The 13483-nt window shown below is 71.8% G+C and carries 15 protein-coding genes and 1 pseudogene; 3 read left to right on the plus strand and 13 right to left on the minus strand.

What is annotated here, in order from left to right:
- Nucleotides 1-10: 10 nt before the first annotated feature.
- The 12 genes from lnt to LG379_RS12280 all read right to left on the minus strand — a co-directional run bounded on the left by lnt (nucleotide 11) and on the right by LG379_RS12280 (nucleotide 10627).
- On the minus strand, nucleotides 11-1042 hold the full coding sequence (gene lnt / locus LG379_RS12225) for an apolipoprotein N-acyltransferase (RefSeq protein ID WP_370634506.1): 1032 nt from the start codon (nucleotides 1040-1042) through the stop codon (nucleotides 11-13).
- Nucleotides 985-1557, minus strand: coding sequence for a hypothetical protein (locus LG379_RS12230; protein ID WP_225754797.1), 573 nt, complete (start codon nucleotides 1555-1557; stop codon nucleotides 985-987). The genes lnt and LG379_RS12230 overlap by 58 nt, the downstream gene beginning before the upstream one ends.
- Before the next feature lie 151 nt (nucleotides 1558-1708).
- Entirely contained in the window at nucleotides 1709-2683 is a 975-nt protein-coding gene (gene ccsB, locus LG379_RS12235) for a c-type cytochrome biogenesis protein CcsB (protein WP_225754798.1), read from the minus strand.
- 2 nt (nucleotides 2684-2685) lie between these two features.
- Nucleotides 2686-4191, minus strand: a complete 1506-nt coding sequence (locus LG379_RS12240) for a cytochrome c biogenesis protein ResB (RefSeq protein WP_225754799.1) — start codon at nucleotides 4189-4191, stop codon at nucleotides 2686-2688.
- A gap of 205 nt (nucleotides 4192-4396) precedes the next feature.
- Entirely contained in the window at nucleotides 4397-5077 is a 681-nt protein-coding gene (locus LG379_RS12245) for a DUF305 domain-containing protein (RefSeq protein ID WP_225754800.1), read from the minus strand.
- Complete coding sequence (locus LG379_RS12250) at nucleotides 5077-5712, minus strand: DUF3105 domain-containing protein (RefSeq protein WP_225754801.1); 636 nt, start codon at nucleotides 5710-5712, stop codon at nucleotides 5077-5079. Before LG379_RS12250 ends, LG379_RS12245 begins: the two co-directional genes overlap by 1 nt.
- Before the next feature lie 31 nt (nucleotides 5713-5743).
- The gene (locus tag LG379_RS12255) at nucleotides 5744-6493 is read right to left on the minus strand and encodes a cytochrome c biogenesis CcdA family protein (RefSeq protein ID WP_225754802.1); all 750 of its coding nucleotides are present in this window, start codon (nucleotides 6491-6493) and stop codon (nucleotides 5744-5746) included.
- On the minus strand, nucleotides 6490-7167 hold the full coding sequence (locus LG379_RS12260; RefSeq protein WP_225754803.1) for a TlpA disulfide reductase family protein: 678 nt from the start codon (nucleotides 7165-7167) through the stop codon (nucleotides 6490-6492). The genes LG379_RS12255 and LG379_RS12260 overlap by 4 nt, the downstream gene beginning before the upstream one ends.
- Complete coding sequence (locus LG379_RS12265; RefSeq protein ID WP_225754804.1) at nucleotides 7160-7633, minus strand: helix-turn-helix transcriptional regulator; 474 nt, start codon at nucleotides 7631-7633, stop codon at nucleotides 7160-7162. Before LG379_RS12265 ends, LG379_RS12260 begins: the two co-directional genes overlap by 8 nt.
- Nucleotides 7634-7710: 77 nt before the next feature.
- The gene (locus LG379_RS12270; protein WP_225754805.1) at nucleotides 7711-8268 is read right to left on the minus strand and encodes a signal peptidase II; all 558 of its coding nucleotides are present in this window, start codon (nucleotides 8266-8268) and stop codon (nucleotides 7711-7713) included.
- Nucleotides 8265-10229 (minus strand): cation-translocating P-type ATPase, encoded by a 1965-nt coding sequence (locus tag LG379_RS12275; protein ID WP_225754806.1) that lies wholly within the window; start codon nucleotides 10227-10229, stop codon nucleotides 8265-8267. Before LG379_RS12275 ends, LG379_RS12270 begins: the two co-directional genes overlap by 4 nt.
- Nucleotides 10226-10627 (minus strand): metalloregulator ArsR/SmtB family transcription factor, encoded by a 402-nt coding sequence (locus LG379_RS12280; RefSeq protein WP_225754807.1) that lies wholly within the window; start codon nucleotides 10625-10627, stop codon nucleotides 10226-10228. Before LG379_RS12280 ends, LG379_RS12275 begins: the two co-directional genes overlap by 4 nt.
- Nucleotides 10628-10688: 61 nt before the next feature.
- Here LG379_RS12280 and LG379_RS12285 point away from each other — a divergent pair, with 61 nt between their 5' ends.
- The 3 genes from LG379_RS12285 to LG379_RS12295 all read left to right on the plus strand — a co-directional run bounded on the left by LG379_RS12285 (nucleotide 10689) and on the right by LG379_RS12295 (nucleotide 12308).
- Nucleotides 10689-11306: a class I SAM-dependent methyltransferase gene (locus LG379_RS12285; RefSeq protein ID WP_225754808.1), complete on the plus strand. Its 618-nt coding sequence runs from the start codon at nucleotides 10689-10691 to the stop codon at nucleotides 11304-11306.
- Between the two features lie 66 nt (nucleotides 11307-11372).
- On the plus strand, nucleotides 11373-11663 hold the full coding sequence (locus LG379_RS12290) for a hypothetical protein (RefSeq protein ID WP_225754809.1): 291 nt from the start codon (nucleotides 11373-11375) through the stop codon (nucleotides 11661-11663).
- 45 nt (nucleotides 11664-11708) lie between these two features.
- A complete protein-coding gene (locus LG379_RS12295; protein ID WP_225754810.1) occupies nucleotides 11709-12308 on the plus strand; it encodes a cadmium resistance transporter in 600 nt (199 codons plus the stop codon).
- Between the two features lie 154 nt (nucleotides 12309-12462).
- On the opposite strand, the pseudogene LG379_RS12300 reads toward LG379_RS12295, so the two are convergent.
- Nucleotides 12463-13464: pseudogene (locus LG379_RS12300) on the minus strand (bile acid:sodium symporter).
- Nucleotides 13465-13483: the final 19 nt, after the last annotated feature.

Raw genomic sequence — 13483 nt, forward strand, 5'->3', positions numbered from 1 at the left:
ATCAGCGCGGTTACCCCCCGCTGCCTGGGCCGGACCTGCTCGGACGTCCCGGCGGGCGGGTGCGCCTCAAGACACCGGCGGTGACGGCGGCTGCCGCCAGCACGTACGCGCCCAGCTCGAGGATCGCCCCCAGGCGGGCTGCGGGTGTCAGCGTGGTACGCAACGGGAGCGCGGCGACCAGCTCCTCGGCGGTGAACAGCTCGGTGCGCTCCACCACCGCGCCGTCGGGCATGATCACCGCGCTGACGCCGACCGTGGAGATCTGGATGGTGGCCCGGGCGTGCTCGGCGGCTCGGAAGCGTGACATCGCCAACTGCTGGGTCGACTCCTGCGACCGGCCGAAGGAGGCGTTGTTGGTGGGGATGACGATCAGCTCCCCGCCCCTGCGCACGCCCTCGCCGATGATGTCGGCGTAGGCGACCTCGAAGCAGATGCCCGTCACGACGGGGACGGACCGCGCCAGGCGCTCGATGGGGATGGTGGTGACCGCGGGTGCGGTACCGGCCACCATGTCAGTGGCGATCCGGTCCACCAGAGGGGTGAGCTGGCGGAAGAACCGGCGGTAGGGCACGTACTCCCCGAAGGGCACCGGGTGCTGCTTCGCGTAGGCACCACGGGCACCCTGACCCGCTTGCCACACGACCATCTCGTTGAAGCGGACGTCCTGGCCGTCGGGGAACCGCTGGGTCCCCAGGAGCAGCGGCGCCCCGGCGGCCGCTGCTGCGGCGTCCACGAGCGCGGCCTGGGCCGCATCGACGCGCGGGTCGATGTCGGCCGCGCTCTCCGGCCACAGGATCAGGTCGAGCTGGTCGGCCCCGGCCGATGCCAGGAGTCGTTCGGTGCCGCGCGCATGGTTGGCGGTGACCTGCCGGGCCTGATCGGCCCAGTGTGCACCCTGGGCTGGCACGTCACCCTGGACCGCCCCAACCCGAAGGCGCCCTGCCTCCTGCCCGGCATCGACCGGAAGGAGCCCCGGGCCCAGCGTCAGGGCGACGGCCCCGGCGGCGACCACGACACCAGGCACCCTATGCCCGGTGAGCACCTGCTGCCAGGACGCTGCCAGCGCGGCGCCGACCAGACCACCACGGCGGAGACCAGGATCTCACCACCGTAGGGCGCCAGCCGCAGCGCCGGCGCATCGGTCTGGGAGAACGCCAGGTACCCCCACGGGAACCCGCCGAAGGGCCACGACCCGCGCAGCTGCTCCACGGCCACCCATACCACTGCCGCAGTCGCGGCCCGCACCGGCGGGTGGTCACGAACCCACGCGGCCCGCTGCGCATAGGCCCACAGCACAGCGAATCCGGCGACGTAGGACGCCTGGAACAGGCTCAGTGCGATCCAGGGCAGGACCGAACCGGTGGCCTCGACCGCCCAGTCGACATGCGGGAGGAAGAAGCACAGTCCCCAGACCAGCCCGGTTCCTGCCGCGCGGCCAGGTCGTGCGCCGCACAGCGCGATAAGCAGGAGCGCGACACCGACGTAGGCCAGGGGCCACCAGCCACGGTCGGGGAACGCCATGTTGGTCAGCCATCCGCCCAGGGCCGCCAGGACCACCGCCGTACGGTGCGGGACCGGCGAGGCAGCTGCCCTCACCGGCCGAGAGCCGTGGATATCGAGGTGCCCCGCTTCCGGCGGTGTCAGGAGAGGGAGCAAGGGCGCTTCTCCGTTGTCAGGGACGGGCAACTCTGGGGGCACCGGCGGGCGGTCAGACGCCGGCATAGGAGTGCAGGCCGGTGATGAACAGGTTGACGCCGACGAAGTTGAACAAGAACGCGGCGTAGCCGGCGAGGGCGAGCCACCCGGCCTTGGTGCCGCGCCACCCGGCCGTGGACTGGGCATGCAGGTACGCGGCGTACAGCACCCAGGTGATGAAGGCCCAGGTCTCCTTGGGGTCCCACCCCCAGTACCGGCCCCAGGAGTCCTCGGCCCAGATCGCACCCGCCAGGACGGCGAACGTCCAGACGGGGAAGGCGAAGAGGTGGGCGGTGTGGGCGACGCGCTCCAGGGCGGCGGCCGCGGGCAGCCTCCCGGCGTAGCCGCGGGTCGCCTGCCCGCTTGCATCACGCCCGTCGGCCCGCCGGCGTAGCAGGTACAGGCCGGTGGCGGCGGCGCCGACGGTGAAGACGCCGCCGGCGATGATCGCCGCGGCGACGTGGATGACGAGCCAGTAGGAGTTCAGTGCGGGGACGAGGTCCCCGGCCGGGGTGTACAGGACGGTCACAGCGAGGCCGAGGCTCAGGGTGACCAGTGCGAGGATCCACACGCCGAGGTCCCGCACGGGTTGACGTCGCAGGAACACCAGGTAGGCCGCGGTGGCCGCGAGGGTGGCGGCGGCGGTGAACTCGTACATGTTGCCCCACGGCGCCCGGCCGGCGGCCACGCCACGGGCCAGGACCCCGGCCAGGTGCAGCACGAACGCAAGTGTGGTCAGGGCAGCAGCGACCCGGTCCAGCCGGCGGGCCGCCGGAGTGGGCCCGCTCACGGCGGCTGAAGTCGTTGCCGACGACGTGGACGTCGCAGGTCCGCCCACGGCGACTGGCTCGGCGACACGGGCTCCTTGTCCAAGGGTCCGCGGGCGTCGGGCCGCGTGGTAGGCGTAGGCGAGCATCGCCAGGGCGTAGACGGCGATGGCGCTGTAGATCAGCCGGTCGCTGAGCTCGGCCAGGATCGGGGTGGGCACGGTCAGTCCTCTCTGTCGTGCATGGACACGTCGGTGGGGTCCGGTTCGGCGCCCGGCAGGGCCGCGAGCACGGAGGAGAGCTCGTCGGGGACGGCTCCACGGCGGGTCAAGGCGTAGGTGGCGATGTCCACCGTGGGCGCGCCACCACCAGGGGCATGGGCGACGCGGAGCCAGATTCGGCGTCGGCGCACGGCCAGCGACACCGTCAGGCCGAGCAGAAGGGCGATGGCGGCCGTCAGCGCGATCTCCTTGCCCGGGTCGTGGGCGATCTGGAAGTTCGCGAACCGCGAGACCGACTCGAACGTCAAGGTGCCCTGCCCGCCCGGCAAGACCATCGACTCGCCCGGTCGCAGGGCGCGCGCGAACGGCTGGTCCCCGTTCATCACCTGGGTCAGGTCGTCCTTATCGAGGCGGAACACCGACTGCGGTGCACCGTCGGCCAGACCGAGGTTCCCGGTGTAGGCGGTGAGCAGCAGCTGGGGGTCGACCAGGTCCGGGTAGAGCGAACGCGGCCCGAGGCCCGGGTCCACGGAGGCGGTGGGCAGGAAGAAGCCTTCGAACCCGAGCTGGGTGGGTTGGGCGTCCGGGACCTTGATCACGCCTTCGGAGGAGAGGTTGCCGTCGAAGGGCACGAACACGACGGGTCCGGTAAACACCGTCTCTCCGCGGCCGTCGGTGATGCTGACCACTGGTGCATAGCCGTGACCTGTGAGGAACACCTTGGTTCCCTCGACCTGCAGCGGGTGGTTCACCTCGACTGTGACGTCCTGCGGGACGCCGCCGGGTGTGCGCAGCACGGTCACGTCGGCCTGGAAGTCCCGGGCGCTGCCGCGTTGGGGGCCGGACATCTCGAACTCCGCGGTGAAGTCGTCCAGTGTGAGGGAGAACGGGGTCAGCGCCTCGGCGTCGGTCAGGGGACCGGGGGTGAACTCGTCGTACTGCAGTCGGGTGTTGGTGAAGGACGCGCCCTCCACGACGATCGCTCGTCCCTCGAAGCCGAACAGCGACCCGATCGCCACCCCGAAGAGTAGGACCAGCAGGGAGAGGTGGAACACGAGGTTGCCGACCTCGCGCAGGTACCCCTTCTCCGCCCGAACGGAGTTCTCGTCGACCACGACCCGGAATCGTCGGGCGCGCAGGTGCGCGGCCGCGGCGTGCAGGACCTCGGCCGGTTCCGCGGTCACCGTGGCGCGGCGGTGGTCGTCCAGGCGCGCCAGGTTGCTCGGTGCGCGCGGAGGCTCCGCGCGCACGGACTGCCACAGCCGGGCGGCGCGGGGCAGGACGCAGCCGGTCATGGAGACCATGAGCAGCAGGTAGATCGCGGCGAACCAGGGTGAGGAGTACACCTCGAAGAACCCCAGGCGGTCCAGCCAAGGCCCCAGCGTCGGGTTGTCACCGATGAACCGGGTTACGGCGCCCGGGTCGAAGGCGACCCCTCGCTGGGGCAGCAGCGACCCGGGCACGGCAGCCAGGGCCAGTGCGAGCAGGAGAAGCACCGCGGTGCGCATCGACGTCAGCGTGCGCCACGCCCACCGCGCCCAAGCTGGTGCTCCACCACCGGTCGGTCGCGGCGGTACCGCCATCACTCCGGCTCGGGTCGCGAGCACCTCGTCCTCGTCCGTAGGCGCCTGCGCCTCGCTCACGGTGGCCGAGTTCGACCCGGGCGCGGTTGCCTCGGGCGCTGGCGTCCTGGCGGCAGCGGTGCCGGTCGGCCTAGAGGAAGGACTCACGCTCGACCAGCATCTGCTCGAGGACCGCGAGCTCCGCGGTCTGGGAGTCGACGATCGCCTGGGCGAGTCGGCGCACGTCCTGGTCCTCCGCCCGGTCCAGGGCGCCCTGGGCCATGGCGACACCTCCCCGGTGGTGCGCCACCATGAGCTCCAGGTACCGGGTCTCCGCGTCGACCCCGACGACCTGGTCCAGCTGCTGGAGCTCCTCGTCGGTCGCCATCCCAGGCATGACCACAGCAGAACCGGGCGCCGGTGTCACGTCCGAGCCGTGGCCCATCGAGGCCATCCCGGAGCCGGCGTGACTCATCCACTGCATCGGTGGGTCGAGGCTGGCCTGAGGCAGGTCCCACTGCTCGAGCCAGCCGTACATCTGTCCGGCCTGCTGCTGCTGGGTCAGCATGATGTCCAGCGCCAGCGACCTGACCTCGGGGTCGTCGGTGGCGTCGCGGACCATGACGGACATCTGCACCGCCTGGGCGTGGTGGGCCTGCATGTCCCGGGCGAAGCCCGCCTCGGGCGAGCCGTCCATCGGCCGTGCGGCGGCGGTCCCTCCACCAGTCAGGGCGGCACCGGCCGCCATGCCGGCTGCCCCGACTGCAGCGGCGACCAGGATGACCAGTGCCGCCGTGGGGATCCTGCGCCGAGCACCACTGTCCACGCCCATCAGGCGTCGACCCCACCGGTGCACGGCGCGCCCGGCTCGGGGGTCTGCTCGCCCTGCTGGTACTTGACGAGGAACTGCTCCAGGCGCGGGTCGTCCGCGGTCTCCAGCGCCAGCTGGGTGCCCCAGGCACTGGCCACCAGCTCCCCGGTCAGCCCTTCGAAGGGGCTGAGCAGGACGTAGGCGTTGCCCTGAGCCAGGTCGGTCAGCCGCTGGACCTGCCCGGTCGGCAGGTCGGGGCTGTAGGTGATCCACACGGCGCCGTGCTCCAGGGAGTGCACCGCCAGCTCGCTGGGGATCGGCTCGGTGTACGTGCCGCAGTTAGCCCACACGCCGGCATGGTCGCCACCGACCGGTGGGCTCTGGTCGTACTGGACCGGTTGCTGCACATGGGTCGCGGACAGGTCGGTGAACGTCTGCACCCCGGAGATGTCCCCGGCCGCGGCCTCGGCGACGTCCGCCTGACGCCGCTGCTCACCGACGATGACGATCGCGGTCACGCCGATCAGCACGGCGGCGACCAGTGCGCTGACGCCGGTGATCAGCGCCGTGCGGCGACGCTCGGCGCGGCGCTGCTGCTCGCGGATCTCGGTCAGCCGGGCCGCGCGCTCGGCCTCGTCCTTCTTTCGTGTGCTCATCAGCTCGTGCTGCCTTCCATGTGCGTGGTCGTCACAGGACCGTGGTGTAGCCGGAGACCGTGGACTGCAGGGCGCGCATCAGCAAGTCCCACACCCCCGTTGCCAGGAGAAGACCGGTGGCGATGAGCATCACCGCGCCCGCGCGCTTGATCGCCGCGGTGTGCCGTCGCGCCCACGCGGTGGCGCTCAGCGCTCGGCGCATGCCCAGACCAACCGCGATGAACGGCACGCCGAGCCCGGCGGCGTAGACCCCGGCCAGCGCGGCCCCGCGCCCGGCGCTGGCCTCGGTGAACGCCAAAGTCTGCACCGTGGCGAGGGTTGGGCCCAGGCACGGTGTCCAGCCCAGTCCGAAGGTGACACCCATCAACGGGGCGCCCACCAGGCCGGACTTCGGACGCAGCCGAGGTAGCAGCTGGCGCTGCGATCCGGGCAACCAACCGGCGAAGACCAAGCCCATGATCACGACCACGACGCCCAGGACACGGGTCAGCACGACCTGGGAGGACTGCAGCGCGGCACCGAGGCCGCCGAAGAGGGCGCCGTAGGCGACGAAGACCGCAGCGAATCCCAGGATGAACAAGGCGGTGCCGACCACGACCGGTCGTCGTCGCGTCGCGGTGCCTTGATCGAGCAGGGGGCCGCCGGCGACGTAGGACACGTACCCGGGCACCACGGGGAGCACGCACGGGGAGACGAAGGAGACCAGCCCGGCCAGGGCCGCGACTGCCGCAGCCGCAAGCATCGGGCCGGCCGCGACGATGTCCTGCACGCCCGCGCTCACGACGGCGGCCCCTGGGGCTGCTCGCCCAGGACCGTGTCCAGCAGGGCGGTCAGGGTCGACTCCTGGACCGCTCCCAGGACGCGCGCCGCCGGGCGCCCGTCGCGGTCCAGGATCAGGGTCACCGGGACCCCCGCAGCGGGAAGGTGCTCGGCCAGGCTCAGCAGGGCCTGCCCGTCGCTGTCGTCGATGCTGGGATAGGTGATGCCGTAGCTCTCCTCGAACGCGATCGCCGCTGCCGGGTTGTCGCGCACGTTCACACCGAGGAACCGCACCCCCTGGTCCGCGTAGGCGGCGGACGTGGCTGCCAGGATCGGTGCCTCCTCACGGCACGGCGCGCACCACGAACCCCACACGTTGATCACCACGACGTCGCCGCGCCAGGCCGCGATGTCGATCGCCTCCCCGGTCAGTCCCGTTCCCGACAGGACCACCGGTTCGGCCCGGTCTGCGGGCGGGTACTCCGTCACAGTTCTGCTGCCCGTCGACGGCGAGCCTTGCTCCGCCGCCCCGCCCCCGCCCGTCGACACGAAGCCGGCGAGCTGGGCCACCACCACGGCTGCGGTGACCACGACCAGGATCAGGACGACGATGCGCGGGCGGGTCAGCAGCAGGCGCGACGTCCTGTGCCCGGCGCTTCCCTGCACCGGCGGCCCACCGGGGGTCAGATCATCCACGGTGGGGCTGCGGCAACGGTGCGGGCGTCTCGTTCGCGTGGGTGGCTGGCGCCAGATGATCGCGGCGCCGGCGACCGGTCGTTGCCGTCAGTTCCGGCTGCTCAACCAGCAGAGCCTCACCTGGTGCGGCGACGTCGAGCACGGCGAGCAGCGCCGCGCCGTGCGCCGTCAGTTGGCACATCACCAGCTTGCCCTGCCGGCGGGAGGTCACCAGGCCGGCGCGGCGCAGGACGCGCAGGTGGTGCGAGACGAGGTTCGGCGCGGCGCCGACGACCCACGCCAGATCGCAGACGCACAGCTCGGCCCCCAGGGCCAGGGCCGTTGCCGTGCGAAGACGCACCGGGTCCGCCAGGGCCTTGGCGGTGTTCGCCAGCACTTGGGAGCGGTGCGCTTTCGGCAGTGCTGCACGGACCGCCTCCGCGTGCGGCAGGTCCAGGCACAGCAGCTCACACCCATCGGCCGTCATGTACATATCCTAACGACCGTTGAGATGTGCGCCGGCCCCCGGTCGCGCTGGTGGCAGTCGCTGGGGGTCGTGCTGGTTCAGTCACCCGGTCGGGTGCTCGTGCCGTCCTCGCTGGCAGTGTGTGCCGAGTGGCGCGGGGCACTGTGTTCCGGGTGGCGCAGTGTGGTCAGCACCAGCAGGGCGGCGCCGGTGACGATGGCGGTGTCGGCGAGGTTGAAGGTCGGGAACCACCCGCTGTGCAGGTAGTCGGTGACGACCCCGTCGCCGGCCCGGTCCGCGACGTTCGCGATCGCACCACCTAATATCAGGGCGAGGGCGGGCAACCGCCCTGGCGAGGGGGCGGCGGCGGTCCGCCAGGCGACCACGGCGACTGCAGCGGTGACCAGGGCGGTGACGGTGAGCACGAGCCAGGTCGGCGCGCCGGCGCCGACGGAGAAGGCCACCCCAGGGTTGTAGGCCAGCCGCAGCTCGACCGGGCCCAGAGGGATGGCCCGCTCCTGCAGCGCACTGACCGCCCATGCCTTCGCGCCCAGGTCGACGGCGGCGACCGCGGCAGCGCCCAGCCCTGCCGCCAGGCGTCGGCGGGTTGGACTGGCCAGGCCCCGCTTCTGCTCACGGGCGGTCGAAGCGGTCACCGGGTGGCCAGCGTCGGGCGCTCGAGGACTGCAGCGGTCCCGGTGGTGGCCTGCGGCAGCGGGCGGGTGCGGCCGGCGCGGACACCGTTGGCGATGACGACGATCTCGGCGACCTCGTGGACCAGGACCACCGCGGCAAGGCCCAGGACCCCGAACAGCGCCAGTGGCATGAGCACGACGATGATCGCCAGGGACAGGCCGACGTTCTGGAGCATGATGCGCCGGGCCCTGCGGGCGTGGGTGAACGCCTGGGGCAGGTGGCGCAGGTCCTCGCCCATCAGCGCCACGTCGGCGGTCTCGATCGCCACGTCCGAACCCATCGCGCCCATCGCGATGCCCAGGTCCGCGGTCGCCAGGGCGGGGGCGTCGTTGACGCCGTCGCCGACCATGGCGGTGCGGCGCCGGGTCCGTAGCTGGGCGACCAGTGCAGCCTTGTCCTCCGGGCGCAGGTCGGCGTGGACCTCCTCGATGCCCGCTTCGCGGGCCAGGGCGTTGGCGGTCAGGGTGTTGTCGCCGGTGAGCATCGCCACGTGGTACCCGTCGCGGCGCAGCTGGGCCATGACCTGCGCCGCCTCGGGGCGCAGCTCGTCGCGCACGGCGACCGCCCCCAGGAGCTGTCCGTCCTCCTCGATGAGAACGGCGGTGGCACCGGCCTGCTGCATCCGCTCCACCTCGCCCGCCAGCGACCCGGACTGCACCCAGCCGGGTCGGCCGAGCCGGACCGGCCGACCGTCGAACGTGCCGGTCAGCCCGGCGCCGGGCACGGCCTCCACGCCAGTTGCGGGAGTGACCGCCGGGACCGCGGCCAAGATGGCGCGGGCCAGGGGGTGCTCGCTTCGGGCCTCGAGCGCGGCCGCGACCTCCAGGACGCGGTCCTCGCTGCGCCCGGGTGCAGCGACGACGGCCACGACGGCGGGGTCGTTGCGGGTCAGGGTCCCGGTCTTGTCCAGGGCGACCCCGCGGATAGCGCCGAGGGCCTCCACCGCCGCGCCACCCTTGATGAGCACGCCCTGCTTGGACGCGGCGCCCACTGCTGCGACCACGGACACCGGCACGGAGATCGCCAGGGCGCACGGTGAGGCCGCGACCAGGACGACCAGTGCCCGCTCGATCCAGGTGCCCGGGTCTCCCAGGAGGCTGCCGGCGACGGCGATGAGCGTGGCGGCGATCATCACCCCGGGCACCAGCGGCTTGGCGATCCGGTCTGCCAGGCGCTGGGCCTGGCCCTTGCGGGACTGCTCGGCCTCGACGATCCGCACGATCCGCGCCAGGGAGTTGTCCTCGGCGGTGGTGGTGACCTCGACCTCCAGGGCGCCGGATCCGTTGATCGACCCGGCGTACACCGTCTGGCCCGGTCCGGCCTCCACGGGCACGGACTCACCGGTGATGGCCGAGACGTCCAGCGCCGTCCGGCCGGTGCGGATCAGCCCATCGGTGGCGACCCGCTCACCCGGCTTGACCAGCATCAGATCCCCGACCCGCAGGTCACCGGGAGACACGGCGGCCTCCGAGCCGTCGCGCAATACGGTGGCCTGAGCGGGGACCAGGCTCAGCAGCGCCCGAAGGCCGCGCCGGGTGCGGGCCAGGGAGTACTCCTCCAGGCCCTCGCTGATCGAGAACAAGAACGCCAGCGCGGCCGCCTCGGCGACCTCACCGAGCAGGACCGCGCCGATCGCAGCGATCGTCATCAACGTGCCGACGCCGATCTTGCGCTTCGCGAGCCGGCGAATCGTGGAGGGGACGAACGTCCACGCACCGACCAGCAGGGCGACCCAGTTCAGGACCAACGCCACGGTGGGCTGCTCCATAGAGCCCGCCACCAGGCCCGCAAGAAGCAGCACGCCGGCGACCGCGGCGAAGCGCAGCTCGCTGACCTCCCACAGCCGCTCGGCCTCGTGCTCCTCGGCGTCCTGACCGGCAGGCGTGGTCTCGTCGTCGCCGCAACCGCACGCGTCGCTCATCGTGCCGTCTCCTTCGTTGCTGGGGTCGGGTCGTGGTCGTCAGCTGCGGGGTTTGCGTAGGTCGGGCACAGCGCCACGGCGTTGCCGGTCGCCGCCAGCAGACCCTCGCCCGCAGCGAGCAGGTCCATCAGCTCAGGGTGGGTCAGGTGGTACACCGAGGCGCGACCCTGCGGGCGGTAGTCGACCAGGCCGCAGTCCCGTAGGCAGGCCAGGTGGGTGGAGACACTCGACTGACCCAGCCCCAGCGCGGTGCACAGGTCCACGACCCGCGCCTCGCCCATCGCGAGCTGACGCACGAGCGCCAACCGGGTCGGGTCACTGAGGCTGCGGAACAGGGCGACGGCGGGAGCCAGCGCCTCGCGACTCAGCACATCGAGACTTGCAGCGATCATCGACATATGCTGATGATACGTCATCCAACTGATGCTTGCGAGGGTCGAACGGAGCAGGGCCGTGCTGATGAACCGGGTTGAGACGTTGCTGATGAACAACCCGGTCCGGGCCTGGCTGCAGCGATCCTATGAGGTCCCCCTGCTCGAGCGGCTGGGCGTCCGGCTCGCTGGCGCCGACGTGGTCGAGATCGGGTGCGGGCGCGGTGTGGGTACCGAGCTGCTCCTGGAGCGGTGGGGGGTGGCCCACGTCACCGCGCTCGACCTCGACCCAGCCATGGTCGCCCGCGCGCGGCGTCGCCTGAGCCGCCACGGGGAACGGGTCGACGTTCGGACCGGTGACGCATCCGAGCTGCCGTTCGCGGACGCCAGTCTCGACGCGGTGGTCGACTTCGGCGTGATCCACCACGTGCCCGCCTGGCGCGACGCGGTCGCGCAGGCCGTGCGGGTCCTTCGGCCCGGTGGCCAGTTCGTCTTCGAGGAGGTCACCCGCCACGCACTCGAGCGCTGGTCGTATCGCACCTTCCTCGAGCACCCCGAGCACGACCGGTTCAGCCCGCAGGAGTTCGTGGCCGAGCTCGAGCGGCACGGCTTCGTGCTCCCCGAGCCGGCGGTCACCCGGTTCTTCGGTGACTTCGTGATCGGCGTCGCCGTCAAATCGGCGACCACCCCGAGCAGTCCGCTGTGAGCAGCCACGCCGATCCTCGGCCTGGCCCTGTTCGCCGTGTGGGCCCTGCTCGCCGGGGTGGGCCCCATGGCCGTCCAGCGGCGGCGCACAGGCGACAGCGGGTTTCGGTTCGCGGCCTCTGCACGAGGTACCCGGCAGTGGTGGGCCAATCGCATCAGCGGCGCCGGATCGGTCGCCGTCGGCCTCGCCGCACCGATGGCCGACCTTCTCGGGCTCGACCCTGCGGTGTCCCGGCTGACCTTGCCAACCCTGCGCACCGCAGCGGCCGTGGTGGCCGCTGCGGGACTCGTGGCGACGCACGCGCCGCAGATGGCCATGGGCACGATCGGACGCCTCCGCCCGCCACGCCGCCGCTAGCCCCGACCGTCCCCTGCCTCACCCTTGAACCCCGAAAGGCCTCCCATGGACCTGGCAGTCGTCGCCCTGCAAGCCGTCGGACTGTTCCTGGTGACGAACATCGACGACATCATCGTCCTGTCACTGTTCTTCGCCCGCGGCGCCGGCGCTCCCGGCGTCACCGCGAAGATCGTCGCCGGTCAGTACATAGGCTTCGGCGCGATCCTGGTGGCCTCGGTCCTGGTCGCGCTTGGCGCCGACGCGTTCCTGCCCGACGACGCGATCCCCTACTTCGGGCTCATCCCCCTGCTCCTGGGCCTGTACGCCGCCTGGCAGGCATGGCGCAACCGCCACGACGACGATGACGACGACGACCCCGGCAAGGCCGTCGCCGTCTGGACCGTGGCCGCCGTCACCTTCGCCAATGGCGGGGACAACATCGGCGTCTACGTCCCGGTCTTCCTCACCGTCGGACCCGCAGCGATCGCCGCCTACGCCGCCGTGTTCCTCGCCCTGGTCGCGGTCCTGGTCCTCGCCGCCCGGTACGTCGCCACCCGCCGACCCATCGCCGAGGTCCTCGAACGCTGGGAGAGCGTCCTGTTCCCCCTGGTCCTCATCGGCCTGGGCGTCGTGATCCTCGTCGAAGGAGGAGCCTTCGGGCTGTAGGTCCCCGCGTCGTGAGACCCAGCAAGGAGCCGGCTCGCGGTCCCGCCACGAGCGTGCGGGTCCCGCTGTTGGCGGGGGATGGGCCAGGGCCCGGCTGGCCGGACGCTCGAGCTCGTCGGGCGCATCCGGCCATCGGGGGGATATCAGGGTTCGGTCAGGACTGTGTGCGGACGGGCGCGGGCGCCTCCTGAGGGTCGCGTGCCGGAACCAGACGGGGAACGAGCCGTACGAGGACGACCATGGCAACGAGCTCGACAGGGGTTTGAGTGACCACAGCCAGCGGGGCCATCTTCAGCGATGCGGGAAGGGCCAGCGCGAGGGGAAGTACGACCAGGAACTTGCGCGTCGCGGTCGAGAAGACGGCGGCGCGTGTGGAGGGCACATCCAAGCGCGCGAGTCGGCCAGCCAGGCGGCCTACCGTCACGGCGAGGACGGCGAAAGCAACGTAGAGAGGCACGACGCGAACCAACGTTGACACCTGCGTGCCGACGGCGGCGACCTGGGAACCGATGACCACGACCAGGGTCGCCATCATCAGCGGCACCATCGCGCCCGCCATGACTCCTTCGACGACGCGGCCGACCCGGCGACGACTCGCAATCCGCTGCACGAGCGCAGCTGCGCCGAGCGGCAGGACGACCAAGATCGGGAACGCCTCGACGAATGGCTCGACCTCGACAACGGACAGCACGTCGCCGCCGGCGAATAACAGCAGGTAGAGGGGCAGCAGGAGGAGCTGGCCGACCATCAGCAACGGCGCGGCCGCGAGCAGGCGAGCGCGGGCGCCTCCCGCGAGGCCCGTGAAGACGACGACATAGTCGATTCACGGCGTCAGGAGCACCAGCAGCACGCCCAGCAGCAGCCCGCGGTCGTCAGCGACGAACCGGGACAGCGCGAAGGCGATCGCCGGCACGACGATGAAGTTCATGGTCAGGACTGTCCCAAGGAACCGCAGATCGCGGAACGCGCGGCCGAGCTCGGTCAGTCGCACCGCGAGGAACGTCGCAAACAACAGCAGGGCAAGCACAGGGTTGGTCGCGTCGGCGAGCCTTGGAGCGAGCTGCGGGCCGACCAGGCCGAGCAGGACACCGAGGACGATCGCCGCGACGTACAACGGGATCTTCCTCTCGTCCCACCAGTCGACGGCCCGCTGCATGGGTCCTCCTCCCCGAGCG

Source organism: Actinotalea sp. Marseille-Q4924 (assembly GCF_916618755.1).
In the GTDB taxonomy this organism is placed as follows: domain Bacteria; phylum Actinomycetota; class Actinomycetes; order Actinomycetales; family Cellulomonadaceae; genus Actinotalea.

Excerpts from the sequence above, each read along its gene's own strand:
- LG379_RS12240 (WP_225754799.1), bottom strand. The coding sequence starts at position 4,191 with ATGCGCACCGCGGTGCTTCTCCTGCTCGCACTGGCCCTGGCTGCCGTG.
- LG379_RS12245 (WP_225754800.1), bottom strand. The coding sequence starts at position 5,077 with ATGGGCGTGGACAGTGGTGCTCGGCGCAGGATCCCCACGGCGGCACTG.
- LG379_RS12250 (WP_225754801.1), bottom strand. The coding sequence starts at position 5,712 with ATGAGCACACGAAAGAAGGACGAGGCCGAGCGCGCGGCCCGGCTGACC.
- LG379_RS12265 (WP_225754804.1), bottom strand. The coding sequence starts at position 7,633 with ATGACGGCCGATGGGTGTGAGCTGCTGTGCCTGGACCTGCCGCACGCG.
- LG379_RS12275 (WP_225754806.1), bottom strand. The coding sequence starts at position 10,229 with ATGAGCGACGCGTGCGGTTGCGGCGACGACGAGACCACGCCTGCCGGT.
- LG379_RS12280 (WP_225754807.1), bottom strand. The coding sequence starts at position 10,627 with ATGTCGATGATCGCTGCAAGTCTCGATGTGCTGAGTCGCGAGGCGCTG.
- LG379_RS12285 (WP_225754808.1), top strand. The coding sequence starts at position 10,689 with ATGAACCGGGTTGAGACGTTGCTGATGAACAACCCGGTCCGGGCCTGG.
- LG379_RS12290 (WP_225754809.1), top strand. The coding sequence starts at position 11,373 with ATGGCCGTCCAGCGGCGGCGCACAGGCGACAGCGGGTTTCGGTTCGCG.
- LG379_RS12295 (WP_225754810.1), top strand. The coding sequence starts at position 11,709 with ATGGACCTGGCAGTCGTCGCCCTGCAAGCCGTCGGACTGTTCCTGGTG.